This window comes from Streptomyces venezuelae (assembly GCF_008642335.1).
In the GTDB taxonomy this organism is placed as follows: domain Bacteria; phylum Actinomycetota; class Actinomycetes; order Streptomycetales; family Streptomycetaceae; genus Streptomyces; species Streptomyces venezuelae_F.
In genome coordinates, this window is the sequence record NZ_CP029191.1 from 3,475,065 (window position 1) to 3,499,809 (window position 24,745).

A 24,745-nucleotide genomic window follows, 5' to 3' on the forward strand; every position below is an offset into this window, starting at 1 on the left:
AAGGGCTCCCTCCCGAGCCCCTTCCCGGTCCTGTCAGCCCGACGGCGGATCACCTCGGTGATCCGCCGTTGTGGTCGGGACCCGCGTTCAACCCCTGCGTTCCAGCCGGAACAGCCGTATCTCCCGCTCCACCCGCGCCTGGTACGCGGCGTACGGCGGCCAGAACCTCAGCGCCGCCTCCCAGACCTCGGCCCGCTCCGCACCCGACAGGAGCCGCGCCCGCACCGGCACGTCGGCGCCCCGCCAGCTCACCTCGGCATCGGGGTCGGCCAGCAGATTGGCGGTCCACGCGGGATGTCCGGGCCGCCCGAAGTTCGACCCGACGAGCACCCAGCTCTTCCCGCCCTCCTCCGGCATGCAGGCCAGCGGCGTCCGTCTCGCGAGACCGCTCTTCGCGCCACGCGCGGTCAGGATGACGCCGGGCAGCATCCGCGCGCTGAGCAGCACCTTGCCCCGGGTCAGCCGGTGCACGGTCCGGTCCATGGCGGGAATGAAGTGCGGCGCGACCTTGGCGAAGGCGCGGGTGGACGACACCTTCTGCACGAGCCGCAGCCCGGCCCCCGCCATCAGACGACCTCTTCGACTTCGGCTTCGGCTTCGACTTGGGTGGGCTCGAAGAGACCGGCCCGCTCCGCCGCCCGTGCCCGCAGCCGGTGCACGGGCCCGAAGAGGAGTTCGTCGCCGGACGCCCGCTTGAAGTACAGGTGCGCCTCGTGCTCCCAGGTGAAGCCGATGCCGCCGTGCAGCTGCACCGCCTCGGACGCGGCCGTCCGCAGCGCGTCGAGCCCCTGCGCGAGCGCGAGCCCGCCGGCCCGCTCGGCGCCCTGCCCGCCGAACCCGGCGGCCTCCGCGCCCGCGGCCCACGCCGCGTAGTAGGCGGCGGACCGCGCCGCCTGCACCTGTACGTACACGTCGGCGAGCCGGTGCTTCACCGCCTGGAAGGACCCGATCGCCCGCCCGAACTGCTCGCGCTGCTGCACGTACTCGACGGTGCGCTCCAGAGCGCGTTCGGCCGACCCGACGGCCTCGGCGGCGACGACGGTGGCCGCGACGTCCCCGACGGCGGCGAGCGCGGCGGGCACGTCGGCGTCCTCGGTGCCCAACAACTCGGCCTCGACGTCGCGCAGTTCGACGCGGGCCTGTGTACGGGTCTCGTCGAGGGAGGTCTGCCGCGCCCGCACCATGCCGGGCGCTCCCTCCCGTACGAGGAAGAGGAGCGTACGGGACCGGGCGAAGCCACCCGCGTGCGCGGCGACCACGAGCAGCCCCGCGCTGTGCCCGTCGATGACCTGCTCGGCCTGCCCGTACAGCCGCCACGCCCCGTCGGCGGGCCGCGCCTGCACGCCGCCCGCGCGTCCGCCGCCCGCCCAGTCGCCGCTGTTGTCCCCGACGAGTCCGAGGGCCGTGGCGAGCGCGGTGCCGGGGACGGCGAGGGCGGCGGTCAGCTCACCCGCGGCGATGCGGGGCAGGTGGGCGGCGCGCTGCTCGGCGGTGCCGAGGGCGAGGATCAGCGGGGCGGCGAGCACGGCGGTGGCGAGGAGCTGGGTCGGCGCGAGGGCGCGCCCCAGTTCCTCGACGCCGAGGGCGAGCTCCGCGGCCGTGCAGCCCACGCCGCCGCAGGCCTCGGGCAGAGCGAGTCCGGGCAGCCCGAGCTGTTCGGCGAGGGCGGTCCACAGGGCGGTGTCGTGACCGTCCGGCGTGCGCACGGCCGCCCTGACCTCGTCGGGCCCGCACCGCTTGGAGATCACTTCGCGAAGGGTGCGGCGGATCTCGCCCTGCTCCGCGCTGAAGGCGGCGTCCATCGGCAGGCTCCTCCCCGGGGCCCCGGGCACGGCGGCCCGGGTTCCAGATCTGACGGGCCGTCATGTTAGGGCGGTGGCGCCGATATGCACAGAGTGTGGACGGCGACGGGACCCCTCTTCCCGAGGCGGGAATCTGATGTACCGTCAGATTTATGTCTGCTGCCACCCGTTCCGACTCTGGTTCCGGCTCCCGCTCCCGCTCCGGCCGCAAGGTCGCCGTCGTCGGTGTCGCCCTCTCGGACTGCGGCCGCGTCGACGAGGCGACGCCGTACGCGCTGCACGCCCAGGCGGCGCGCCGCGCACTCGCCGACTCCGGCCTGTCCCGCGACGCCATCGACGGCGTCGCGTCGGCGGGCCTCGGCACGCTGGCGCCCGTGGAGGTCGCCGAGTATTTAGGCCTGCGGCCCCGCTGGGTGGACTCGACCTCGGTCGGCGGCGCCACGTGGGAGGTCATGGCCGCGCACGCGACGGACGCGATAGCGGCGGGCCACGCCGACGCCGTGCTCCTCGTCTACGGCTCGACGGCCCGCGCCGACATCAAAGCGAAGCGCCGTACGTCGAATCTGTCGTTCGGCGCTCGCGGCCCGCTCCAGTTCGAGGTCCCGTACGGGCACTCCCTGATCGCCAAGTACGCGATGGCCGCGCGCCGCCACATGCACGAGTACGGCACGACACTCGAACAGCTCGCCTCCGTCGCCGTCCAGGCACGGGCGAACGCGGCGACCAACCCGGACGCGATGTTCCGCACCCCGATCACGGTCGACGAGGTCCTGGACGGACCGATGATCGCCGACCCCTTCACGAAGCTGCACTGCTGCATACGTTCCGACGGCGGCTGCGCGGTGCTGCTCGCCGCCGAGGAGTACGTGGCGGACTGCGCGTCCGAGCCGGTGTGGGTGCTCGGCGCGGGCGAGCACGTCTCACACACGACGATGTCCGAGTGGGACGACTTCACGGTCTCCCCGGCGGCGGTCAGCGGCCGCCTCGCCTTCGAGCGGGCGGGGGTCACGCCGGACGACATCGACGTGGCCGAGATCTATGACGCCTTCACGTACATGACCCTGGTGACCCTGGAAGACCTCGGCTTCTGCGAGAAGGGCGAGGGGGGTCCCTTCGTGGAGAAGGGCCGCCTGCTCCGGGACGGCGGCCTGCCGACGAACACGGACGGCGGCGGCCTCTCCGCACAGCACCCCGGCATGCGTGGCCTGTTCCTGCTGGTCGAGGCGGTACGTCAGCTCAGGGGGCAGGCGGGCGACGGCCAGGTCCGCCGCCCTGACGGCACCCTGCCTGAGCTGGCGGTGGCGTCAGGGACGGGCGGGTGGTTCTGCTCGTCAGGGACGGTCGTACTCGGGCGCTGACCGGAGGAACGTCTCCCACGCGGTGGGCGTGACCGTGAAGGTGGGGCCGCCGTCGTGGGCGGTCTTGGAGTCGCGGATGTGGATGGCGTGGGGGCAGGTGGCCACCTCTACGCACTCGCCGCCCTCGTTGCCGCTGTAGCTCGACTTGCGCCAGGTGTAGGCGACTTCGACGCAAGTGCCGCCTTCGTTACTGCTGTAACTGCTTTTGAACCACGCCAGCTCGGCGTTCATAGCTGTCCCGCCATTCTCTCGATCAGTTCCGCAGACGCCCAAGGCGTGAGTGCCTGTGCCCGCAAGGCGCCGAAGCGGTCGATGAGTTGATTGACCTCTTGTGGCTTCGAGATCAACCTACCGCTGATCTGACCTTCGTCGTAGGCGAAGTTACGGCCTTCGGCGGTGCTGAGCAGATAGGTTGCCCCTTGCAGCCCCGCGTGCTCGCGCGTCTCTGTCGGCATGACCTGCACCCTCAGGTGGTGCATCGCGCGCACACATTCCAGCACGTGCAGCATCTGCTCCCGCAGCACCTCTCGGCCGCCGATGAGGCGCTTGAGTACTGACTCCTCGATGACATACCCGATCATGGGCGGCGGGGTATGACTCAACACTGCCTGCCGCTCCAGCCGCGCCGCCACGTTCTTCTCGATCTCGGCCTCGGTCAGCTGCGGCACCCGCTCCTCATACAACGCACGGATGTAGTCCTCGGTCTGCAACAGCCCCGGGAACACCATGGTCTCGTACCCACTGATACTGGCCGCCGTCTTCTGGAGCCGCACCCACCCCACAAACGTAGGCGGATACTTCTCCTCCTCCATCAGCGGAATGCACGCCTTCAGCGCGCCCCGCGCGTCCAGCACCGAGTCCGCGTCGTCCAAGTACGTGGACGTCGGGATGCGCTCGGCCCGCTCGTACGCGCCCGCCAGGGACTCCGACACCAGGAGCCGTCCGGCGACATCCTTACGGGACATCCCGGACCGCTCGCGGAAGTTCTTGAGCAGGCCCCCCACCAGCCGTCGAGCCGGGGACGGGACAGCCGTGCCCGTCCGTTCGGTCGTCGCCTTCTCACCCATCACCACAACGCCACCGCCCTCTCCACGCCCTGCCGATGTGTTCCCTGCGCCTCTGGTCACGCTACGCAGTCACCCCGACCCTCGTAGTCATGACGAGCGAACACACCCCTGATTGGGTACCGGCGTCCGGCCTCCAACTTCGTCTCACCGGCGTGCACTTCGACGCCATCCGGGTCAGAGGCGTACGCGGGGAGGCCGTCGTGTACCACCTCGGCACGCTCACGGAGGGCTACCCCGGCCCCGTCATCCGCGAGCTGTCCGGAGGCCGCTGGAACTACTTCCTGCTCGCGCCGGGGACGAGCAAGGACTTCGACTGGCCACCGGGGGCGACCTGTTTCGGGCCCGCCGCACGGGACCAGTACGTCGGCGTTCCGGCGGTGTACGGCAACACCTTTCCCCTGAGCTGGCGGTGCGGGCCGCCCCGGGAGGGGGTGTTCGTGGACGGTGAGCTGCTGCACGGCGTACTGATGGCGCAGCTCGTAGGAGAACCGGAGTGAACGAGATACCGGAGTGAGCGGAACGGTCGGCGGCCCGCGCCACAATCGACGCATGACTTCACCCGCGCCCCAGCAGGACACCTTCCGTACGCTGCTCCGGTCGCAGAAGGTCTGGGACACCGAGCTCCCCGCCTTCGACGCGGCACGCGACCCGGCGCTCGCCCCGGCCGAGCCGCTGCCCCTCTTCCACGCGTGGTTCGCGGAGGCGGTGGCCGCCGGGCAGCCCGAGCCGCACACCATGCAGCTGGCGACGGTCGCGGAGGACGGCGGTCCCGACGTACGGACCGTGATGCTGCACGACGCGGACGGGCACGGCTGGCACTTCGCCACGCACGCGAGCAGCACGAAGGGCCGCCAGCTCGCGGCCCGCCCGGAGGCCGCCCTGCACTTCTACTGGGCGGCTCAGGGCCGACAGATCCGGGTCAGGGGCCGGGTCACGACGGCACCGCACGCCGAGAGCCTCGCCGACCTGCACGCCCGGTCGACCGGCGCGCTGGCGGCGGCGCTGGTGGGGCGGCAGAGCGAGATCCTCCCCTCGTACGGGGAGTTGGAGCGGTCATCCGCCGCCGCCTGGGAGCGCGCGCGGGCGGAGCCGGACGCGGACGCGCCGACGTGGACGCTGTACGTCCTGGACCCCGTGGAGGCGGAGTTCTTCCAGGGCGACGCCCAACGCCGTCACGTACGGCTGCGGTACCGGAAGAGCGGCGACGGCTGGGTCAAGGAGTTGCTGTGGCCGTGAAGTCCCACTGGGCGAAGTCTCCGACCGGTCGGTAGCCGAGGCGCTGGTAGAGGCGGTTGCTCGTCGGGTTGGCCAGGTCCGTGAAGAGCAGGACCTCCGCCGCGCCGGCGTCGAGCGCGGCACGGGTCACGGCGGCGGTGGCGGCGCCTCCGTATCCGCGGCCGCGCAGGTCGGCGGGGGTGTAGACGGGGGCGACGCGGACCTGTCCCGCCACTCGCCGGGTGGCGCCGGCCATGGCGACGGGGGTGCCGTCGGGCGTCTCCCAGAGGATGACGCCTCCGTAGGCGATACGGGAGTCGGCCCACGCGTGCGGCGCCATCGCGGGGCGTTCACCGGCGGCCCGGCCGAACTCCTCGTACCAGCGCGCCAGCAGGTCCCGGTCCGCCGCCGTGGCGACGCGAGCGCGGCCGGGCGGGGCGGGCTCGGGCGGGGTGAGGGTGCCGAGCCGGTAGAGCCGCTGGCGCGTGCCGAGGGCGACGGATGCCCCGGTGCGCTTCGCCCAGGCCTCGGCGAATGCCTCCGCCGTGGCGCGCTCGGAGGCGACGCCGGGAAGGTCCGGGTGGGCCTCGGCGAGCTGCCGGGCGAGGACTTCGGCGGCCCCGGGGACAACGGGACTGACGGACACGCGGTGCGGAGGGGTCCGCAAGAAGGCCCCGCGGACGGTGCCGTCGGCATCGGCATACGTACCGAAGAGGGGCACCCCGTCGCCATACACCCGAAGCCCACGCTCCCTCAGGGTCTCCGTGACACTGAGCAGCACGGTGTGCAGGGCGGGCTCGGAGTGCAGGAACACACGGCCACGATCGAGGAACAGGTCGAGATCACCGGTCAGCCGCCAGCCCGGGGACACCGCGGGCACCGGTGTCCGGGAGGAGGCGGGAGGATTCTCTGAAGTCATGGACCATGCTCTCGCGAAGCCCCGCGCGACCGCCTCCGAATTAGCGGGGGGTCTCTCTACGAACGCTCCGCGTTCACGAGGCACGCAAAAGGGGCACTTCCCAGAGAAATGCCCCTCAAGCTTCAGGTGAGACGGATCTCTACCAGTGGCTGCACGAAGTCTGACTCTCACACTTCACGACGCGCGACTCGCCGGAGCCCTTCTCCCACGGAAGTCGACTGGGCCCGAATGCCAAAGTAACAATCGACGCGACAACAAAGGTGACGACAACGGGCCGCCAGCCGCGCGCAGCCTTACCAGCGGTCGCTCTGAACCTCATGTGTTTTCTTCCTGTGGTAACTCAAGACGCGCGGACGCGCCGCTGTAGAAGCCGCCCATCTCGCACGGGCAGCCAGCGGAATGATCATAATGCCCGCTAGGCGACATAATGCGACATGTATCCCGGACACAGTCATGCCGGGCCCGGAGGCCAACGGCCCTCTCACGGGACCGGGAAGAACACAACGGGCGCGGGACGTACGGCCCGGTCGGCGAGACGCGACCGGACACTCAGCTCACACCCTCGCCCTCGCCCTCGCCCACCGGCTGGAACACCGGGATCGCCACCCCGCCCGCTTCCTCCCGGAACATCACGCCCAGCGGCATCCCGATTCGCAGCGCCCCCGCCTCGCAGTCGACGACCTCCGTCATCATGCGAGGCCCCTCGGCGAGGTCGACGACCGCGGCGACATACGGCACGCGCTCCCCGAAGGGCGGCAGGTCGTTCCGGTGCACCACCGACCACGTGTACAGCGTGGCCCGCCCGCTCGCCCGCTCCCAGGAGACGTCCTCGCTCCAGCAGTGCGGGCAGAACTCGCGCGGATAGTGGTGGGCCGCCCCGCACGCCCCGCAGCGGCGGATCAGCAACCGCCCCTCCGCGGCCGCGTCCCAGTAGGGCCGGGTGAAGGCGTCGACTTCAGGAAGATCGAAGCGCGTACCCATATGAGGAGTCCCATCGCGGAGGGGGAAAGAGAACCGGCCAAAGCCGCACCCGGCGCCATCCGGCCGCCGACGCACGTGTTCTGACGGTACGTCAGTTCAGCGTACGTGCCACCAAGTACGCAAGAGCCGCACACCGCCCCGCACGCGCGCCCCACACCTCCCCCCACATCCGTGATCAATTCGCAATCGCTTTCGGACTTGACCGTCACCCATCAAGTAATCACGCGGTTACTCTCCAGTCATGGCCGACTCGACCCCTCCGCTTACGCTCGCGCAGGACCGCCCCGTGTACGTCATCGGTGGCGGGCCCGGCGGTCTCGCCGCCGCGGCTGCGCTGCGCGCACGCGGCGTCCGCGCGGTCGTCCTGGAGAAGGCCGACCACGTCGGCGCCTCCTGGCGCGGCCACTACGACCGCCTGCACCTGCACACGACGCGCCGCCTCTCCGCCCTGCCGGGACTCCCCATCCCCCGGTCGTTCGGCCGCTGGGTGTCGCGCGACAACGTGATCCGCTACCTGGAGAAGTACGCCGAGCACCACCAGCTCGACGTCGTCACCGGCGTCGAGGTGACCGGCCTGGAACGCGCCGACGACGGCACCGGCTGGCTCCTGCGCGCCACCGGCGGCCGCGAACTCCTGGGCAGCGCGGTGGTCATCGCCACCGGCTACAACCACACCCCCCACCTCCCGGACTGGCCCGGCCGCGACACCTACACCGGCGAACTCCTGCACGCCGCCGACTACCGCAACGCCCACCCCTACACCGGCAAGGACGTCCTCGTCGTCGGCGTCGGCAACACCGGCGCCGAGATCGCCGTCGACCTCGCCGAGGGCGGCGCCTCCCGGGTCCGTCTCGCGGTGCGCACCGCCCCGCACATCGTGCGCCGCTCCACACTGGGCTGGCCCGCCCAGCGCACCGGCATCCTGTGCCGCAGACTGCCGGTCGCCCTCGTGGACAGCCTCGCCCGGCCCCTCGCCCGCGTCGGCGTACCCGACCTGACCTCCCGGGGACTGCCCCGCCCCGACACCGGCCTGTACTCACGCGCCAGGCAGGGCTCGATCCCGGTGCAGGACGTCGGTCTGATCGATGCCGTCCGCAAGGGGCGGGTCGAGCCGGTCGCGGCCGTCGAGTCGTTCGAGGACGGCAAGGTCGCCCTCGCCGACGGCACGAGGATCGCCCCGGACGCCGTCATCGCGGCGACCGGCTACCGGCGCGCCCTCGAAGGCCTCGTCGGCGACCTCGGCATCCTCGACACCCGCGGCCGCCCGACCTGCCACGGCCGCCGCACCCCGAAGCACTCCCCCGGCCTGTACTTCACCGGCTTCACCAACCCCATCAGCGGCATGCTCCGCGAACTGTCCCGCGACGCCGAGAAGATAGCGAAGGCGATAGCCCACCGACCCGGGGAAGGCCGCCCGAAGGGCGCCTGACAGGGGCGCGGGGAACTGCGCGCCCAGCCCAACCCGGCCCGCACCCGAGAAGCACCCCCCGCCCCCCAAGCCCCCCCCCAAGCCCCCCCCAAGCACCCCGCCACCAACGGGGCCCGCGGCCGGTTCGCGACCTTGGCACCAGGCGGATTCTGCGCTTCCGTGGACGGGGCACGCGAGCACACGAGCACACGAGTACGCCTACCCCGCCCTGCCCGTCGCCCCCGGGCCAGCCTTTACGTGCAGCACCATTCCTGACGCAGCGTCAGTTCAGTAATCTGACTATGCGTCAGTTGGAGCCTCAGGTAGTGCTGTCACACAGGAGCGGGCGGACCGATGCTTGGATCGACTCACGGCACCTTCACCACCGACCCCCGCCGCGCCCATGTCGTGGCCTGCGGCGAACTCCCTCCCAACGCCGTCCACGGCAGAGCCGTCACGGCGGACGACCTGGACGTCAGCGGCCGGCCGCTGTACTCCGGCGTACCCGACCTCGACCGCTTCTTCCGCCCCGCCTCCGTCGCCGTCGTCGGCGCGTCGGACGCCGAGGGGCGCCCCAACACCGGCATCACGCGGCAGCTCATCGCCTGGGCCGAACGCGTCGGCGCGCGTCTGCACCCCGTGCACCCCACCCGACGGTCGGTCTTCGGCCTCACCTGCTTCCCTTCCGTCGCCGACCTGCCCGAACAGGTCGACCTGGCCGTCCTCCTCGTCGCCGACCCGCTCCCCGTCATCGAGCAGCTCGCCGAGGAGAAGGTACGGTTCGCCGTCGCCTTCGCCTCCGGGTTCGCCGAGACCGGCGAGGAGGGCGCGGCCGCCCAGGAACGGCTCGCGGCCGCCGTCCAGCGCTCCGGCCTCAGGCTGCTCGGACCCAACACCAACCTCAACGCCTTCGAGGAGTTCCGCGAGGACCTCGAAGGACCCGCCATCGCGCTCATCACCCAGTCCGGCCACCAGGGACGCCCCGTCTTCACCATGCAGGAGCTCGGCGTGCGCCTCTCGCACTGGGCGCCCACCGGCAACGAAGCCGACCTGGAGACCGCCGATTTCATCTCCTACTTCGCCGAGCGCCCCGAGGTCGGCGCCATCGCCTGCTACGTCGAGGGCCTCAAGGACGGCCGCGCCTTCCTGCTCGCCGCCGACCGGGCGGCCCGGCGCGGGGTGCCCGTCGTCGCCGTGAAGGTCGGCCGCACCGAGACCGGCGCCCGCATGGCCGCCTCACACACCGGCAAACTGACCGGCGCCGACACCGTGGTGGACGCGGCGATGCGGCAGTTCGGCGTGATCCGCGTCGACGGGCTCGACGAGCTGCAGGACACCGCCGCCTGCCTCGCGCGGGCCCGCAAGCCGAAGGCGGACGGCGTCGTCGTGTATTCGATCTCGGGCGGCACGGGCGCGCACTTCTCGGACCTGGCGGCCGAGGCCGGCCTCTCCCTGCCCACACTCTCCGCCGCCAAGCAGGCGGAGCTCCACCAGTGGATACCCGAGTACCTGAACGTCGCCAACCCCGTCGACAACGGCGGGCACCCCGTCGGCGACTGGCGCGGCCGGAAGATCATCGACGCGATCCTGGACGACCCGGAGGTGGGGGTGCTGATCTGCCCCATCACCGGCCCCTTTCCTCCCATGAGCGACAAGCTCGCGCAGGACCTGGTGGACGCGGCGGAGCAGACGGACAAACTGGTGTGCGTGGTGTGGGGCTCGCCGGTCGGCACCGAGGACGCGTACCGCACGACGCTCCTCGGCTCCTCGCGCGTCGCGACCTTCCGCACCTTCGCCAACTGCATCACGGCGGTGCGCGCCCATCTGGACCACCACCGCTTCACGGCCCACTACCGCTCCCCCTTCGACGAGGCGCCGCGCACGCCTTCCCCGTCCTTCCGCAAGGCCCAGGCCCTGATGCGGCCGGGCCAGCAGCTCAGCGAGCACGCGGCGAAGCAGCTGCTGCGCGCGTACGGGATCAGGGTGCCGCGCGAACAGCTGGTGACCAGCGCGGCGGCGGCCGTCAGGGCGGCCGGACTCGTCGGCTACCCCGTCGTCATGAAGGCGTCGGGGGCGCAGCTCGCGCACAAGACCGAGCTGGGGCTTGTGAAGATCGGCCTGACCTCGGCGAGCCAGGTGCGGGACGCCTACCGCGAGCTCACGGACATCGCCCGCTACGAAGGCGTCGACCTCGACGGCATCCTCGTCTGCCAGATGGTCGAGCGGGGCGTCGAGATGGTCGTCGGCGTCACGCACGATCCGCTGTTCGGACCGACGGTGACGGTCGGGCTCGGCGGCGTACTCGTGGAGGTGCTGCGGGACGCGGCCGTGCGGGTGCCGCCCTTCGGTGAGGACCAGGCGAAGGCGATGCTGTCGGAGCTGCGCGGGCGGGCGCTGCTCGACGGGGTCAGGGGCGCGGCGCCCGCGGACCTCGACGCGCTCGTCGAGGTCGTGCTGCGGGTGCAGCGCATGGCCCTGGAACTCGGCGACGACATCGCGGAGTTGGACATCAATCCGCTGATGGTGCTGCCGCGGGGCCAGGGAGCGGTGGCCCTCGACGCCCTCGCGGTCTGCCGCTAGCCCACGCCGACCGCCTGGCTCCGCCCCACAACCACCGCCCACCACCGGCCCGCCCTCGCCGGACGCTGCCGCCGCCCCGCCTCCGTCGACCCACACCCGCCCACCCACGCCGGACGCCGCCGCCGGTCCGCCTTCACCGACCCACGCCCGCCCCCGGGCCCATGCCTCGCACGACGGCCGGAACCGGGTGCGGGCCCGCGCTCCACGCATCCGCCCGGCCCAGGCACGGACCCGGACTCCCCGCGTCCGCACCCACGCCCACACCCGCCCCCGCACAGACCGGAGCCCTTCCCCCATGACCGCCGCCTCCCCCGAATCCACACCCGACCCCACGTCCGCCACCGCACCCGCCCCCCGCGAGCACCCCCTCGACTCATTGATACGGCACAGCACTGACAACGGCGTCTCGTGGATCACGCTCGACCGCCCCGAAGCCATGAACGCCCTCACCTGGGACCAGCGCGAACGCGTCATCGCGTTGCTCGGCGACGCCTCCGGCGACCCCGGCGTGCGGACCGTGGTGATCACCGCGACCGGCAAGGGATTCTGCGCGGGCGCCGACCTGCGCGGCGCCCCCGTCACCGCCGAGCGCGTGCCCGGTGACGTCGCCCGCACCATCAAGCAGGGCGCCCAGCGGCTCGTATCGGCGGTCCTCGACTGCGAGAAGCCGGTGATCGCCGCGGTGAACGGCACCGCGGCGGGCATCGGCGCGCACCTCGCGTTCGCCTGCGACCTGGTCATCGCCGCCGAACACGCACGGTTCATCGAGGTGTTCGTGCGCCGCGGTCTCGTGCCGGACGGCGGCGGCGCGTATCTGCTGCCTCGGCTGATCGGGCCGCAGCGGGCCAAGGAGCTGATGTTCTTCGGCGACGCGGTGTCGGCCGCCGACGCGGAACGCATGGGCCTCGTCAACCGCGTCGTACTGGCCGATGAGCTGGAGAAGACGGCACGGGAGTGGGCGGAACGTCTCGCGGCCGGGCCGACCCGCGCCCTCGCCCTGACGAAGCAGCTGGTCAACGCGTCCTTGGAGACGGACAGGGCGGCGGCCTTCGCCGCGGAGGCCGCCGCACAGGAGATCAACATGACGACGGCGGACGCGAGGGAAGGCGTGGCGAGCTTCGTGGAACGCCGCACACCCACGTACCGGGGCCGCTGACGCCGCGCGGAAGACGCCACGGCGTTTCGGCCAGGCCCTTCCCATCTGACGGCCCGTCAGCTTCAATGAACGATGTGATGGGACACGCAGGGATGGCGGCCACCGCTGTTCGATACCTCAGGTCGGTCGGGGCCTTCACGACGGCGCCCGTCGAGGCTCTACCGCGCCCTCAGCTGCGGGCGGTCGGTGACGACGAGCGGGCGCCGCTCGACAGGGGCGAGTTCCGGCGTGTGCTCGGCAACTTCGCGACGGGCGTCACCGTGATCACTTCTCCGGCCGACGAGGACGGCGGGCCCGCGGGCTTCGCCTGCCAGTCCTTCGCCTCGCTCTCCCTGGACCCGCCCCTGGTCTCCTTCATGGTGGCGCGTACGTCGACGACGTGGCCGCGCATCGCGCGCGCGGGCGTCTTCTGCGTCAACATCCTCGGCGCCGACCAGGGCGACCTGTGCCGCGGCTTCGCGGTGAGCGGCGCCGACAAGTTCGCCGGGGTGGCGTACGACGCGGCGCCGGTCTCCGGATCGCCGCGCCTCGCCGGGGCGCCCGCCTGGGTCGACTGCACGATCCAGGCCGTGCACCCCGGTGGCGACCACCTCATCGTCGTCGGCCGCGTGGACGCCCTCGGCGCGACCGCGGAGGACGCCGACCCGCTCCTCTTCCACCGGGGGACGTTCGGCCGCTTCACCCGCTGACGGCGGCCGCCACCGGTACCGTCCGGGCCCGCCGGATCACAAGCACCATCAGCGCCGCCGCCGCGCACAGCGCCCCGGAGGCGTACCAGATCACGTCGTACGAGCCGAAGACGTCCCGCGCAACACCGCCGAGGAACGCGACGAGACCCGCGCCCACCTGGTGCGAGGCGAGCACCCAGCCGAAGACGATCGCGCTGTCGTCGCCGTACTGCTCGCGGCAGAGCGCCAGGGTGGGCGGGACGGTGGCGACCCAGTCCAGGCCGTAGAAGACGATGAAGAAGATCATCGGCGGCCGTACGTCCGGCGCGAGCAGCATCGGCAGGAAGAGCAGGGAGACGCCGCGCAGCGCGTAGTACACGGCGAGCAGGCGCCGCGAGTCGAAGCGGTCGGTGAACCAGCCCGACGCGACGGTCCCGACGATGTCGAAGATCCCGATGACGGCGAGCAGGGACGCGGCGGCCCGCACGCCCATGCCGTGGTCGTGGGCCGCGGGCACGAAGTGCGTCTGGATGAGCCCGTTCGTCGAGGCGCCGCAGATGGCGAAGGACCCGGCGAGCAGCCAGAAGGGCCCGGTGCGGACGGCCTTGAGCAGCACGGTGACGGCGCGCCGGGCCGCACCCGGGACGGGCGCCGGCTTCGGCACGAACTCCTCCGCCCCATACGGCTTCAGGCCGACATCGGCCGGATGGTCCCGCAGCAGCAGCCAGACGAAGGGCACGACCGCGAGGGCGGCGAGCGCGACCGTCACGGCGGCGGGCCGCCACTCGTACGTCTCCACGATCCAGGAGAGCAGCGGCAGGAAGATCAACTGACCTGACGCGGACGCCGCGGTGAGGATGCCGCTGACGAGCCCGCGCCGCTCGGTGAACCACCGGTTGGTGACGGTGGCCGCGAAGGCGAGCGCCATCGAACCCGACCCGAGCCCGACGAGCAGCCCCCAGCACAGCAGCAGCTGCCACGCGGAGTTCATCCACACGGTGAGCCCGGAGCCGAAGGCGATCACGACCAGCGCGACCGCGACGACCTTGCGGATGCCGAAACGGTCCATGAGCGCGGCGGCGAACGGCGCGGTCAGACCGTACAGCGCGAGGTTGACGGAGACGGCGAGGCCCACGGTGCCGCGCGACCAGCCGAAGTCCTCCTTCAGCGGGTCGAAGAGGAGTCCGGGCAGCGAACGGAAGGCGGCGGCGCCGATGATCGTCACGAAGGTGACGGCGGCGACGAACCAGGCGCGGTGGATACGGGCCGTACGGCGCTTGGGCGCGCCCTGCGGGGTGGAGCTGCCGTGCCCGGCATCCCGCGCGGGCGTCTCGGTTGTCTGGGTCACGTCATGAGTCACGTCACAAGGATCGAAAATCGGCCCCACCGGAACGAGTGGCCCGAGGGACAGCATTCGCTAGGATCGGGCCATGGCCGACACAGCCGCCACCACACCCGCACCCGCCCCCGTCCGGCGCCACCGCGTCGTCGTCCTCGCCCTGGACGGCGTGATCCCCTTCGAACTGGGCATCCCGCAGCGCATCTTCAAGGGGGCGCGCACGCCGGAGGGGCGACGGTTGTACGAGGTGGTGACCTGCTCGGTCCGTCCGCCGGGCCCCGTCCGCACGGACGCCGACTTCGCGATCGTCGTCGAGCACGGACCCGAGGCGCTGGCCCTGGCCGACACGGTTGTGATCCCGGCGTCGTACGAGCTGGGCCCGGTGTACGAGGAGGGCCGCCTCACCGCCGAACTGACCGCCGCCCTCGCCCACATCAGGCCGGGCACCCGCTTGATGGCCATCTGCACGGGCGGGTACATCCTGGCCGCCGCCGGCCTCCTGGACGGCCGCCCCGCCACCACGCACTGGTCGTCCGCCGACCATTTCCAGCAGCTCTTCCCGCGCGTCGAGGTCGACGCGGACGTGCTGTTCATCGATGACGGCGACGTCCTCACGTCGGCGGGCGTGGCCGCGGGCATCGACCTGTGTCTGCATGTCGTACGCCGCGACCACGGCACCGCCGTCGCCAACGAAGTGGCCCGCCGTACCGTCGTACCGCCGCACCGGGACGGCGGGCAGGCCCAGTACATCCACCGCCCGGTGCCCGAACCGCAGCTGGCCACGACGCGCACGGCACGCGCGTGGGCGCTCGGCCGCCTCGACCGGCCGCTGCAGCTGCGCGACATGGCGGCACAGGAGTCGATGTCGGTCCGCACGTTCACGCGGCGGTTCCGTGAGGAGGTCGGCGTCAGTCCCGGTCAGTGGCTGACGCAGCAGCGCGTGGAGCGGGCGCGGCACCTCCTCGAGTCGACGGACCTCTCCGTCGACCAGGTGGCGGCGGACGCGGGCTTCGGGACGGCGCAGTCGATGCGGCAGCACCTTCAGGCGGCGCTAGGGGTCACGCCGACGGCCTACCGCCGAACGTTCCGCGCGGCCCCCGCCCACTGACCCGGTGTCGTCCTCCACCGCTGCGGCAGGCTTCACTTCCCCCGCCACCCCCACCAGCGTGAGGACGATCCCCAGTCCGACGCCCGCCAGGATCGCCGTGGACGGCGACACGACGCTGAGCAGGCCACCGGCGAGGGACCCGCTGGCGGCGTAACCGGCGCCGACGGCCGCGTACATCACCGAGTAGCCCGCGGCGAGCGCGCTGGGCGGCAGCGCCTCGCGCAGCGCCAGGTTCCTGGTCAGCATCACGCCGGCCTGCAGCACGCCGGCGACCGCGAGCGCGACGAACAGCCAGGGCACGCCGGGCAGGAGGGCGACGAGGGCGAGACACCCCGAGACGCCGAACATCAACACCATGCTCTGTGTACGCAGCCGCCCCGGCCAGCGCCGCAGCCCGTACACGAACGATCCGACCGCCGATCCGACGGCGAGCGCCACCAGCAGCGGACCCGCCCAGCCGACGTCGATGCCGCGCTGCTCCAGCAGGGCGGGCAACACGAGTTCGGCGAGCGCCAGCATCGACAGGCTCGCCGCGCCCGTCACGAACAGGGGCCAGGCACGGGCGAGGATCCGCACCATGGACTCACCGCCGCGGTCGTCGGCGTCCGCGCGCCATCCGGCGGGCAGCATCCAGAGCCCCGCGACGGAGCCGACCATCAGGAGACCGGCCAGGAGCAGGGGCAGCACCGGGGACACGCCGAGGGCGAGCCCCGTGACGGCGGCGGGCGCGACCGCCCAGATGGCGAACGTCAGCATCGACTCGACGGCCAGCGCCTGGGCGGCGGCCGCCTCCGGCACGATGCTCGTCAGCAGGGTGCGCAGGGCGCCCGGGGCGGCGGCGGGGGCGGCGCCGGCGACGAAGGCGCAGGCTCCGAGGGCGAGGGGGTGGGCGCCGTGCAGTACGCCGAGCCCCGCGAAGGCGAGCCCGCCGACCCCCAGCCCCACGGCCATCTCGGCGCGGGCCCGCTCCGCCCGGATCCGCATCCCCAGCACGGGCGCGCCGACGATCTCCCCCACGACGTACGCGGCGGCCAGCGCGGCCCCGAGGACATACCCACCGGGCCGCTCCCGAACAAGAAACACCAACGCGAGCGGCGCACCCGCGACGGGCATCCGCGCCCCCACGGCGACGACCCCCCACCGCACCACGCCCCACGACCTGACCGCCGAATACCCCACCCCACGAACCTACCGACCCACCCACCCGGGATGCCCCCGCTTTTCCGCGCGGAGAGGGCGGAGGGACCCCCCAGGACCCGGCTCTCAGAACGTCAGAACCCCCCGCGCCACCCTCCCCGCCTCCGCGTCCCCCACCGCCACCTCGAAGTCCTCCACCGGATACGTCGCCGTCACCAGCTCGTCCAGGAGCAAGCGCCCCTCCCGGTACAGGTCCGCGTACAGCGCGAAATCACGCTGCGGCCGCGAACTCCCGTACCGGCACCCCAGAATCGACTTGTCCAAGAACATCGACGCCACCACGAACGACGCCTCAGCCGTCGCCCCCGGCATCCCCAGCAGCACCGCCTGCCCGTGCCGGTCCAGGAGATCCACCGCTTCCCGTACCAACTCCACCCGTCCCACGCACTCGAATGCGTGGTCCGCCCCCTGAGGCAGCACCTCCCGCACCCCGTCCGTCGACCCGAAGAAGTGCGTCGCCCCGAAGCGCCTCGCCGCCGCTTCCTTCTCCGGATTCGCGTCGACCGCGACGATCACCCGTGCCCCCGCGATCCGCGCCCCCTGCAACACATTGAGCCCGATCCCACCCGTACCGATCACCACCACCGAGTCCCCCCGGTCGACCTTCGCCCGGTTCAGCGCCGCGCCCACCCCCGTCACCACGGCGCACCCGATCAGCGCCGCGGACGTCAGCGGAATGTCGTCCGGGATCCGCACCGCCTGCACGCCCTTCACGATCGTGCGCTCCGCGAAGGACGAGTTCGCCGCGAACTGGTACACCGGCTTGCCGCCCCGTGTGAACGGCTGGTCCGGCGTCCCGATCGCCTTCCGGCACATGGTCGGCCGCCCCCGATGGCACTCCCCGCACGCGCCACAGTTCGCGATCGTGGACAGCGCCACGTGATCCCCCGGCGCCACATGCACGACCCCCGCCCCCACCGCCTCGACGACCCCCGCGCCCTCGTGCCCCAGCACCACCGGCGGCGGAAACGGAATGGTCCCGTCGATCACCGACAGATCGCTGTGGCACAGCCCGGCCGCCGCCACCGCGACCAGCACCTCGCCCGGCCCCGGATCACGTATCTCCAGGTCGTCGACGACCTCGACCCGCGCCCCGTCGAAGACAACGCCCCTCATCCCGTACCCCTCACCGAGGCCCCCTGGCCTCTCTCGGCAGACCGAGCACCCGCTCGGCGATGATGTTCCGCTGCACTTCGTCCGAGCCGCCGTACACGGTGTCGGCGCGACTGAACAGGAACAGCCTTTGCAGCGCGTCGAGTTCGTACGGCGCGTCCGCACGCCAGTCCTCCGGCCCGACCGCCGCCGACGCCCCCCGCACGGCCATCGCCAGCTCCCCGAGCCGCTGATGCCACCGCCCCCACAGCAACTTGGCCACACTGGGCGCGCCGACAACCGAGCCGCCACCCGCGCCCGCCCCCACCCCCGCACTCCCCAACGTCCGCAACGCGTTCCACCGCATCACCCGCAGCTCCCCCCACTGCCGCACCAGCCGATCCCGCACCACCGGGTCGTCGACCGCCCCGCCCGTCACGGCCTCCCGTACGACCGCCGCCAGCTCCTCCGCGAAGCCGATCTGCTGCACCAGCGTGGACACGCCCCGCTCGAAGCCGAGGAGCCCCATGGCGACCCGCCAGCCGTTGCCGACGCCGCCCACCACATGGGCCGCACGCGCGCGTGCACCGTCGAAGAAGACCTCGTTGAACTCACTGGTCCCGGTCAGCTGCCGAATGGGCCGGACCTCGATCCGCCCCGGCTGATCCATGGGAACGAGCAGAAACGACAACCCCTCATGGGGCCGCGCCCCGTCGCCGCTCCCCGTCCGCGCCAGCACAAAACACCAGTCCGCCTCATGCGCCAACGATGTCCAGATCTTCTGCCCGGTCACCCGGAAGTCGCCCGCCCCGTCCCGCTCGGCCCGCGTCCGCACCCCCGCGAGATCCGACCCGGCCCCGGGCTCGCTGTACCCCTGGCACCACAGCGTCTCGCCGCGCGCGATGGGCGGCAGGAACTCGTCCCGCTGCTCCCGGCTCCCGTACGCGAGGAGCGTGGGCGCGAGCAGGTTCTCGCCGATGTGCCCGTACCGTCCGGGCGCCCGCACGCGCGCGTACTCCTCGGCCCAGACCACCTGCTGGGTCAACGTGGCCCGCCGATTCCCGTACACACCGACACCGGCACCGGCATCGACACCGGCATTCACACCCGCACCCGACCCCGCACCCGCACCGGAGTCCGACCCCGCACCCGAGCCCGCCCCCACATCCCACCCGAGCCCGATCCACCCCCCACGCCCCAACTCCCGCTCCCACGCCCGCCGCAGCGCACCCCCCTCGTGCTCGCTCCCGGGCCCGCCCCTCCCCACCGCGGCGGCGAACTCCCCGGTGAGGTGCTCCGCGAGCCACGCGCGCGCCTCCGCGCGGAACGCCTCGTCCTCGACCCCGAACCCGAACTCCATCAGCCCCCCCCCAATCGGCCTGCCCCACCCACTCCCCCACTCCCCTACGCGTTCGGCCGCTCCCTCCCCGCCGCCGCCTTCGCCATCGCCTCCAGCTGCGCCAGCAACGGCATCGGGTCGGTGCCGACCGTCCCGGGCAGGAAGTCCGCGATCTTCTCGGGGGTCCAGGCCCCCTCCGCGTACCCCGCACGCAGCTCGCGCGGCTGTGCCCAGACCGCGATCTTGGGGCCGGCGATCGTGTAGACCTGGCCGGTGATGTTCTCCTCGCGCGCCCGGTCGCTGAGCAGGTACGTGACGAGCGCGGCGACATCCTCCGGCTCGCCGATCTCCTTGAGCTCCATCGGCACGTTCGCCGACATCCGCGTACGGGCGACGGGCGCCACCGCGTTCGCGGTCACCCCGTACTTGTGCAGCCCCAGCGCCGCACTCCGCACCAGCGAGATGATCCCGCCCTTCGCCGCGCTGTAGTTGGCCTGCGCGACCGAGCCCTGGTGGTTGCCGCTGGTGAAGCCGATCAGCGTGCCGGAGCCCTGCTTGCGCATCACCGCGGACGCCGCACGGAACACCGTGAACGTGCCCTTGAGGTGCGTGGCGACCACGGGGTCCCACTCCTCCTCGGACATGTTGAACAGCATCCGCTCGCGCAGGATCCCGGCGACGCACACGACCCCGTCCACACGCCCGTACTCGGCGAGCGCGACGTCGACGACGCGCTGTCCGCCCGCCATCGTCGAGATGTCGTCCGCGACGGCGACGGCCTCGCCGCCCGCGGCGTGGATCTCCTTGACGACGGCGTCCGCTATCTCACTGGCCGGCTCGGCGCCCTCCATGGAGACGCCGTAGTCGTTGACGACGACCTTCGCCCCCTCGGCCGCCGCGGCGAGCGCGACGGCCCTGCCGATGCCGCGTCCCGCGCCGGTCACGGCGACCACCTTGCCTGCCAAGAAGTTCCCCACGTCCGGCCCCTTCCCGAGGTTTCTGACGGACCGTTAGATTTTATGACCCGCCAGATACCGGAAGACAACCCCCGCGGAGGCACCAGCCCATGCCAGCGCCCGACGCGACACCCCCAGCCGCCTCGCTCCCGCCCGAGTTCCACGACATCGCCAAGCGCGTCTCGAACTGGGGCCGTTGGGGGACCGGGGACGAGATCGGAACCCTCAACCTCATCACCGACGACGTCGTGCGCGCCGCGTCCGCCGAGGTCCGCACCGGCCGCCGCGTCCCGCTCGCGCTGCCGCTGAAGGAGGACGGCGTGCAGACCGGGCTGATCCCGGGGCGCGTGAACCCCCTGCACACCATGGTGCAGATCAACCAGGAGCTCTTCGGGCCCGGCACGGTCGCCACCAGCGACGACGCCGTGACGATGGGGCTGCAGACGGCGACCCACTGGGACGCCCTCACGCACGCGTCACACTCGGGGAAGATCTACAACGGCCGCCCCGCGGACACCATCACGGCCCACGAGGGCGCACGCTTCAGCGGCATCGACAAGGCCCGCCACATCGTCTCGCGCGGCGTCCTCCTGGACGTGGCCCGCGCCAAGGGGCTCGACCGGCTGCCGGGCGACCACGCCGTCACGCCCGAAGACCTCGACGAGGCAGCGGAGTTCGGGCGTGTCACGGTCCGCGCGGGCGACATCGCGCTGGTGCGCACGGGCCAGATGCAGGTCTATCTGGCGGGCGACAAACACGCGTACGGTTACCCGTCCCCCGGCCTCTCGATCCGTACGCCCGAGTGGTTCCACGCGCGGGACGTCGCCGCGGTCGCGAACGACACGCTGACCTTCGAGATCTTCCCGCCGGAGATCGAGAACCTGTGGCTGCCCGTGCACGCGCTCCACCTCGTCGAGATGGGAATGATCCAGGGCCAGAACTGGAATCTGGAAAACTTGTCCACAGCCTGTGCAGAAGTTTCCCGCTACACGTTCCTGCTGTGCGCGATGCCGGAACCGTTCACCGGCGGTACGGGCACCCCGGTGGCGCCGGTCGCCGTTCTGTGACGTCCGGAATCGCGAGACGCGAAAGACCGGAACCGCGGAAGGCGGCGCGTCGGATGTCGCCCCCAGTACGCCTCCGCGCACGCCGCCGTCCGGCTTTGAAAGGGCGACTCACATTGCGCCAAGGACCCGCGGCACTGCGGCGGCCGGCCCTCGACGTCCCCTCACGGCGAATCGCTGCCCACAAGCGTGATCAATCGGACACGCCACGTCAACACCGTGTCGGGGATTAATGAACTACGCCCCTTTTGCCCCACCAGCGCACGGGAGCGCGCACAGCAGCACAGGACGGCGCACGCGGGCTCTCGACCCTGACGCGGGGAACTCCACCGACGTCACACCGCTTCGTAGACGCTGTCCACGTCCCCGAAGGCGACCCGGCTGCGGACCGCCCTCTCGTACGCGGCCCCGTCGCACGCGGTCACCCCGAGGGGTGTCGTCACGTCGCACGCCATCGGCCCGTGGGCCGACGGAGCCCAGGCCCGCTCGCAGGCCTGGGCGTCGTACGCCTGCCCGTCATGCGTCGTGCCCTCGAACTCCACCGCCGCGACGCCGGGCTCGCACCGGTCGACCTCGCACCAGATGCTCTTGCCCGCACCCTCGGGCTGCCAGCCCCAGCGGTCGGCGAGCCCGTCGACCAGCTCCAGGCCGCGGCCGTTGGTGTCGTCGCCGTCCGCGTGCCGCTGGGCGGGCGGACGGGCGCTCCGGTCGGCCACCTCGACCCTGACCGTCCCCGGCGCGTCGGCGAGGACGCGCGGGAGCAGCATGCGCAGCACGGCCGGACAGCCGGTGTGCACAACGGCGTTGGTGACGAGTTCCGAGATCAGCAGGATCAGCGTCTCGGCGACCGGCTCATCGGCCTCTATCCCGGAGCCCGCGAGCCTGGACCGCGCCCATCGTCTGGCCCGCCCCACCTCCGCGGGGTCGGCCCCGACCTCCAGCTGAACTTGAAGCACCTGCACCGCTCACACCATCCGAACCGGCGGACACATCGCCTCGCGACTCCACAGGGTCACCGAACGTGATCCCCTTGGGAGACAGCATGATTGACGTTCAGTCACCCCAACAAGCGCTTCGGGCATATTCCAGCGCGAAGGAGTACGCGTACTGCATACTGTGCGACGCGCACCGCGGGGGGTCGAACAGGCGGGGGCCGTGCCCCGCCCTGCGCTGCGAGCGGTGCGCATCGCCGCGTCCGGCGCCACCACATGGGCAACACCGGCATGGTTCGGCCTCAGGACCACTCGCATCTCACACAAGGTACCCGAGCCGGACACCGACTCCGTGCCGTGACGAGTCACGCGTAGGACACAACCCGATATCGACGCTGAGTAGTCCCCGTCCGGAGGCCTCGAAGCCGCGAAACAACAGACAAATTACTCGATATCGGACAGACCAATTTCTCAGGGCGCCTCCGTGAGCGCCTCGGCGAGCTCCTCCTCCGCGGCCCGCGCCGACCGTCCGAGCTCGGCCCGCACCCAGGCCCGCTTGAGGTGCAGGTGGACCTCCGACTCCCAGGTGAAACCCATCCCGCCGTGCACCTGGAGGCAGTCCCGCGCGTTGCGGACGGCCGCGTCGTCGGCCAGCAGCTTGGCGGCGGACACCTCCAGGCGGTCCCCGGTGACGGCGGCCGCGTACACGGCGCCGCGGGCGAGCTCGGCGCGTACGAGCATCTGTGCGCAGAGGTGCTTCACCGCCTGGAACGCGCCGATCGGACGCCCGAACTGCTCCCGCTGCCGTGCGTATTGGACGGCCGTCTCGCAGGTGTGTGCGGCGCTGCCGAGCTGTTCCGCCGCGTAGAGGAGCGCGCCGCGGTCGAGGCCGCCCGCGTCGGGGACGCGGTGCAGCGGCGTCAGCGGGTCGACGGAACGGAGGGGGACGGCTCCGGACGTGTCGCCCTGGACCACGTCCGCCTCCTCCAGCCACGGCACCAGCGCGCCGTCGACGGCGGTCACCACGGCCTCTCCCGTCGCCGCGCCCGGTACGTCGCCCGCCGCCAGGAACGTCGCCACGGCGGGCCCGGGCAGCAGGACCCGGCCCGCCTCCTCGAAGACCAACACGGCCTCCGGCAGCCCCAGTCCGACGCCGCCCTCCGCCTCGGGCAGGGCCAGGGAGAAGAAGCCGGCGTCCCCCAGCTCGCGCCAGAGCGCGCGGTCGATCCGGTCCGTGGCGTCCCGCAGCGAGAACCGGCCCTCCAGGAGCCGCCTCATCCCGGCCTTCAACGCCTGCTGGTCGTCGTCGAGTTGGAAATCCATACGGACCCTCACCGGCCCTTCGGGAGGCCGAGGATGCGCTCGGCTACGATGTTCTGCTGGATCTGCGAGGTGCCCGCGGCGATCGTGTACGAGAGCGAGGAGAGGCGGTCGAGCGTCCACTCGTGGGCGAGGTCGAGGGCGCCCGTGCCGAGCACCTCGGCGGCGGCGTCGTACAGCTCCTGTCGAGCGTGCGAGTAGCGCAGCTTGAAGACGGAGCCGCCGACCCCGGGGACGCCGCCGGTGCGCTGCGCCTCGCTCACGTTCCACTGCGTGAGCCGCCACAGCGCCGAGAACTCGGCGTTCAGCCGCCCGAGCCTGCGCCGCAGCGCCGGGTCGTCCCAGCGGCCGTTGTCGCGGGCCTCGCGGGCCAGCTCGCCGAGGACGCGCCGGCAGGCCACCACCTCGCCCACGAAGGCGGTGCCCCGCTCGTACGAGAGGGTCACCATCGTCACGCGCCAGCCGTCGTTCTCCTCGCCGACCCGGTTCGCCACCGGGACGCGCACGTCGTCGAGGAACATCTCGGCGAACTCCGTGGAGCCCGCGAGCGTGCGCAGCGGCCGCACGGTGATGCCGGGGGCGTCCATCGGCATCGCGAGCCAGGTGATGCCGCGGTGCTTCGGCACGGACTCGCTGACCGGCGTCGTGCGCACCAGGAGCTCGCACCAGTCGGCGACCTCCGCGTGAGAGGTCCAGATCTTGGAGCCGCTCACCACGTAGTGGTCGCCGTCCCGCCACGCGCGCGTGCGCAGCGACGCGAGGTCGGATCCGGCGTCGGGTTCGCTGAAGCCCTGGCACCACACCTCGTCGCCGCGCAGGACGGGCGGCAGCCAGCGATCCCGCTGTTCCGGCGTGCCCTCGGAGGCGATGGTCGGGCCCGCGTGGAGCAGGCCCACGAAATTGGCCCCTACGTAGGGGGCGCCCGCCTTTTCCGTCTCCTCCAGGAAGATGAGGCGCTGCGTGGGCGAGGCGTCCCAGTGGACCTCTCCGTAGCCCGCGTCGTACAGGAGGCGCTGCCACGCGGTGTCGTAGGCGCGCCGTCCCGGCCAGTCCTGGGGTGAGGGCTTCGCGGGGAGTTCGGGCAGCACGAGCGAGAGCCAGTCGCGCAGCCCGGCCCGGAAGGCTTCCTCCTCGTCGGTGTACGTGAGGTCCATGCGGTACGTCCCTCCGGCCTCGGGTGCCACGACCGACGGCTGACCTGATGGGCCGTCAGGCGGCAGGCTAGCCCCGCACCCCTGGACCGA

The 24,745-nt window shown here is 72.2% G+C and carries 23 protein-coding genes; 9 read left to right on the forward strand and 14 right to left on the reverse strand.

The window, feature by feature from the left end; all coding sequences use genetic code 11:
- Window positions 1–87: 87 nt before the first annotated feature.
- Entirely contained in the window at window positions 88–567 is a 480-nt protein-coding gene (locus tag DEJ49_RS15455) for a nitroreductase/quinone reductase family protein (protein ID WP_150184662.1), read from the reverse strand.
- Complete coding sequence (locus DEJ49_RS15460; protein WP_150184663.1) at window positions 567–1,802, reverse strand: acyl-CoA dehydrogenase family protein; 1,236 nt, start codon at window positions 1,800–1,802, stop codon at window positions 567–569. The genes DEJ49_RS15455 and DEJ49_RS15460 overlap by 1 nt, the downstream gene beginning before the upstream one ends.
- A 152-nt stretch (window positions 1,803–1,954) precedes the next feature.
- Here DEJ49_RS15460 and DEJ49_RS15465 point away from each other — a divergent pair, with 152 nt between their 5' ends.
- The gene (locus DEJ49_RS15465) at window positions 1,955–3,160 is read left to right on the forward strand and encodes a thiolase C-terminal domain-containing protein (RefSeq protein ID WP_150184664.1); all 1,206 of its coding nucleotides are present in this window, start codon (window positions 1,955–1,957) and stop codon (window positions 3,158–3,160) included.
- Here DEJ49_RS15465 and DEJ49_RS15470 read toward each other — a convergent pair.
- Window positions 3,134–3,391 carry a DUF397 domain-containing protein gene (locus tag DEJ49_RS15470; RefSeq protein ID WP_150184665.1) on the reverse strand — a complete coding sequence of 86 codons (258 nt, stop codon included), beginning with the start codon at window positions 3,389–3,391 and terminating at the stop codon, window positions 3,134–3,136. The genes DEJ49_RS15465 and DEJ49_RS15470 overlap by 27 nt on opposite strands.
- Window positions 3,388–4,227 carry a helix-turn-helix transcriptional regulator gene (locus DEJ49_RS15475; RefSeq protein ID WP_223832851.1) on the reverse strand — a complete coding sequence of 280 codons (840 nt, stop codon included), beginning with the start codon at window positions 4,225–4,227 and terminating at the stop codon, window positions 3,388–3,390. The genes DEJ49_RS15470 and DEJ49_RS15475 overlap by 4 nt, the downstream gene beginning before the upstream one ends.
- An 89-nt stretch (window positions 4,228–4,316) precedes the next feature.
- Here DEJ49_RS15475 and DEJ49_RS15480 point away from each other — a divergent pair, with 89 nt between their 5' ends.
- Together DEJ49_RS15480 and DEJ49_RS15485 are read left to right on the forward strand one after the other, a co-directional pair.
- On the forward strand, window positions 4,317–4,724 hold the full coding sequence (locus tag DEJ49_RS15480) for a hypothetical protein (RefSeq protein ID WP_150184666.1): 408 nt from the start codon (window positions 4,317–4,319) through the stop codon (window positions 4,722–4,724).
- A gap of 52 nt (window positions 4,725–4,776) precedes the next feature.
- The gene (locus DEJ49_RS15485) at window positions 4,777–5,463 is read left to right on the forward strand and encodes a pyridoxal 5'-phosphate synthase (RefSeq protein WP_150184667.1); all 687 of its coding nucleotides are present in this window, start codon (window positions 4,777–4,779) and stop codon (window positions 5,461–5,463) included.
- On the opposite strand, the gene DEJ49_RS15490 is transcribed toward DEJ49_RS15485, so the two are convergent.
- Window positions 5,441–6,361 (reverse strand): GNAT family N-acetyltransferase, encoded by a 921-nt coding sequence (locus tag DEJ49_RS15490; protein WP_150184668.1) that lies wholly within the window; start codon window positions 6,359–6,361, stop codon window positions 5,441–5,443. The two genes, DEJ49_RS15485 and DEJ49_RS15490, sit on opposite strands and share 23 nt — an antisense overlap.
- A 549-nt stretch (window positions 6,362–6,910) precedes the next feature.
- A complete protein-coding gene (locus DEJ49_RS15495; RefSeq protein ID WP_150184669.1) occupies window positions 6,911–7,342 on the reverse strand; it encodes a Zn-ribbon domain-containing OB-fold protein in 432 nt (143 codons plus the stop codon).
- A 241-nt stretch (window positions 7,343–7,583) separates the two neighbouring features.
- Here DEJ49_RS15495 and DEJ49_RS15500 point away from each other — a divergent pair, with 241 nt between their 5' ends.
- From DEJ49_RS15500 to DEJ49_RS15515, 4 genes are all read left to right on the forward strand, one after another.
- Window positions 7,584–8,771 (forward strand): flavin-containing monooxygenase, encoded by a 1,188-nt coding sequence (locus tag DEJ49_RS15500; protein ID WP_150184670.1) that lies wholly within the window; start codon window positions 7,584–7,586, stop codon window positions 8,769–8,771.
- Window positions 8,772–9,104: 333 nt separating this feature from the next.
- Window positions 9,105–11,330: an acetate--CoA ligase family protein gene (locus DEJ49_RS15505; protein WP_150184671.1), complete on the forward strand. Its 2,226-nt coding sequence runs from the start codon at window positions 9,105–9,107 to the stop codon at window positions 11,328–11,330.
- 295 nt (window positions 11,331–11,625) lie between these two features.
- Window positions 11,626–12,486, forward strand: coding sequence for an enoyl-CoA hydratase/isomerase family protein (locus DEJ49_RS15510; RefSeq protein ID WP_150184672.1), 861 nt, complete (start codon window positions 11,626–11,628; stop codon window positions 12,484–12,486).
- 77 nt (window positions 12,487–12,563) lie between these two features.
- Entirely contained in the window at window positions 12,564–13,175 is a 612-nt protein-coding gene (locus tag DEJ49_RS15515; RefSeq protein ID WP_223832852.1) for a flavin reductase family protein, read from the forward strand.
- Here the strand turns inward: DEJ49_RS15515 and DEJ49_RS15520 are convergent.
- Window positions 13,165–14,502 carry an MFS transporter gene (locus DEJ49_RS15520; protein WP_411757163.1) on the reverse strand — a complete coding sequence of 446 codons (1,338 nt, stop codon included), beginning with the start codon at window positions 14,500–14,502 and terminating at the stop codon, window positions 13,165–13,167. The two genes, DEJ49_RS15515 and DEJ49_RS15520, sit on opposite strands and share 11 nt — an antisense overlap.
- A gap of 82 nt (window positions 14,503–14,584) precedes the next feature.
- Here DEJ49_RS15520 and DEJ49_RS15525 point away from each other — a divergent pair, with 82 nt between their 5' ends.
- Window positions 14,585–15,601 (forward strand): GlxA family transcriptional regulator, encoded by a 1,017-nt coding sequence (locus tag DEJ49_RS15525; RefSeq protein WP_150184673.1) that lies wholly within the window; start codon window positions 14,585–14,587, stop codon window positions 15,599–15,601.
- Here the strand turns inward: DEJ49_RS15525 and DEJ49_RS15530 are convergent.
- The 4 genes from DEJ49_RS15530 to DEJ49_RS15545 form a co-directional block, all read right to left on the reverse strand.
- Window positions 15,545–16,780, reverse strand: coding sequence for an MFS transporter (locus DEJ49_RS15530; RefSeq protein WP_150184674.1), 1,236 nt, complete (start codon window positions 16,778–16,780; stop codon window positions 15,545–15,547). The genes DEJ49_RS15525 and DEJ49_RS15530 overlap by 57 nt on opposite strands.
- An 84-nt stretch (window positions 16,781–16,864) precedes the next feature.
- A complete protein-coding gene (locus DEJ49_RS15535) occupies window positions 16,865–17,914 on the reverse strand; it encodes an alcohol dehydrogenase catalytic domain-containing protein (RefSeq protein WP_150184675.1) in 1,050 nt (349 codons plus the stop codon).
- 10 nt (window positions 17,915–17,924) lie between these two features.
- On the reverse strand, window positions 17,925–19,250 hold the full coding sequence (locus DEJ49_RS15540) for an acyl-CoA dehydrogenase family protein (RefSeq protein WP_150184676.1): 1,326 nt from the start codon (window positions 19,248–19,250) through the stop codon (window positions 17,925–17,927).
- A gap of 44 nt (window positions 19,251–19,294) precedes the next feature.
- A complete protein-coding gene (locus DEJ49_RS15545) occupies window positions 19,295–20,206 on the reverse strand; it encodes an SDR family NAD(P)-dependent oxidoreductase (protein ID WP_150184677.1) in 912 nt (303 codons plus the stop codon).
- An 89-nt stretch (window positions 20,207–20,295) separates the two neighbouring features.
- Here DEJ49_RS15545 and DEJ49_RS15550 point away from each other — a divergent pair, with 89 nt between their 5' ends.
- Window positions 20,296–21,252, forward strand: coding sequence for a cyclase family protein (locus DEJ49_RS15550; protein WP_150184678.1), 957 nt, complete (start codon window positions 20,296–20,298; stop codon window positions 21,250–21,252).
- Between the two features lie 332 nt (window positions 21,253–21,584).
- Here DEJ49_RS15550 and DEJ49_RS36395 read toward each other — a convergent pair whose 3' ends face one another.
- The 3 genes from DEJ49_RS36395 to DEJ49_RS15570 form a co-directional block, all read right to left on the reverse strand.
- Window positions 21,585–22,211, reverse strand: coding sequence for an ATP-binding protein (locus DEJ49_RS36395; protein WP_223832853.1), 627 nt, complete (start codon window positions 22,209–22,211; stop codon window positions 21,585–21,587).
- 441 nt (window positions 22,212–22,652) lie between these two features.
- A complete protein-coding gene (locus tag DEJ49_RS15565; RefSeq protein WP_150184679.1) occupies window positions 22,653–23,504 on the reverse strand; it encodes an acyl-CoA dehydrogenase family protein in 852 nt (283 codons plus the stop codon).
- Window positions 23,505–23,512: 8 nt separating this feature from the next.
- Entirely contained in the window at window positions 23,513–24,655 is a 1,143-nt protein-coding gene (locus tag DEJ49_RS15570; protein ID WP_150184680.1) for an acyl-CoA dehydrogenase family protein, read from the reverse strand.
- Between the last annotated feature and the right edge of the window lie 90 nt (window positions 24,656–24,745).

Bases quoted from the DNA above. Each gene is read 5' to 3' on its own strand.
- DEJ49_RS15540 (WP_150184676.1), bottom strand. From the start codon at position 19,250: ATGGAGTTCGGGTTCGGGGTCGAGGACGAGGCGTTCCGCGCGGAGGCG.
- DEJ49_RS15565 (WP_150184679.1), bottom strand. From the start codon at position 23,504: ATGGATTTCCAACTCGACGACGACCAGCAGGCGTTGAAGGCCGGGATG.
- DEJ49_RS15455 (WP_150184662.1), bottom strand. From the start codon at position 567: ATGGCGGGGGCCGGGCTGCGGCTCGTGCAGAAGGTGTCGTCCACCCGC.
- DEJ49_RS15570 (WP_150184680.1), bottom strand. From the start codon at position 24,655: ATGGACCTCACGTACACCGACGAGGAGGAAGCCTTCCGGGCCGGGCTG.
- DEJ49_RS15495 (WP_150184669.1), bottom strand. From the start codon at position 7,342: ATGGGTACGCGCTTCGATCTTCCTGAAGTCGACGCCTTCACCCGGCCC.
- DEJ49_RS15505 (WP_150184671.1), top strand. From the start codon at position 9,105: ATGCTTGGATCGACTCACGGCACCTTCACCACCGACCCCCGCCGCGCC.
- DEJ49_RS15490 (WP_150184668.1), bottom strand. From the start codon at position 6,361: ATGACTTCAGAGAATCCTCCCGCCTCCTCCCGGACACCGGTGCCCGCG.
- DEJ49_RS15475 (WP_223832851.1), bottom strand. From the start codon at position 4,227: ATGGGTGAGAAGGCGACGACCGAACGGACGGGCACGGCTGTCCCGTCC.
- DEJ49_RS15465 (WP_150184664.1), top strand. From the start codon at position 1,955: ATGTCTGCTGCCACCCGTTCCGACTCTGGTTCCGGCTCCCGCTCCCGC.
- DEJ49_RS15515 (WP_223832852.1), top strand. From the start codon at position 12,564: ATGGGACACGCAGGGATGGCGGCCACCGCTGTTCGATACCTCAGGTCG.
- DEJ49_RS15510 (WP_150184672.1), top strand. From the start codon at position 11,626: ATGACCGCCGCCTCCCCCGAATCCACACCCGACCCCACGTCCGCCACC.
- DEJ49_RS15500 (WP_150184670.1), top strand. From the start codon at position 7,584: ATGGCCGACTCGACCCCTCCGCTTACGCTCGCGCAGGACCGCCCCGTG.
- DEJ49_RS15525 (WP_150184673.1), top strand. From the start codon at position 14,585: ATGGCCGACACAGCCGCCACCACACCCGCACCCGCCCCCGTCCGGCGC.
- DEJ49_RS15535 (WP_150184675.1), bottom strand. From the start codon at position 17,914: ATGAGGGGCGTTGTCTTCGACGGGGCGCGGGTCGAGGTCGTCGACGAC.
- DEJ49_RS15470 (WP_150184665.1), bottom strand. From the start codon at position 3,391: ATGAACGCCGAGCTGGCGTGGTTCAAAAGCAGTTACAGCAGTAACGAA.
- DEJ49_RS15485 (WP_150184667.1), top strand. From the start codon at position 4,777: ATGACTTCACCCGCGCCCCAGCAGGACACCTTCCGTACGCTGCTCCGG.
- DEJ49_RS15550 (WP_150184678.1), top strand. From the start codon at position 20,296: ATGCCAGCGCCCGACGCGACACCCCCAGCCGCCTCGCTCCCGCCCGAG.
- DEJ49_RS15480 (WP_150184666.1), top strand. From the start codon at position 4,317: ATGACGAGCGAACACACCCCTGATTGGGTACCGGCGTCCGGCCTCCAA.
- DEJ49_RS15460 (WP_150184663.1), bottom strand. From the start codon at position 1,802: ATGGACGCCGCCTTCAGCGCGGAGCAGGGCGAGATCCGCCGCACCCTT.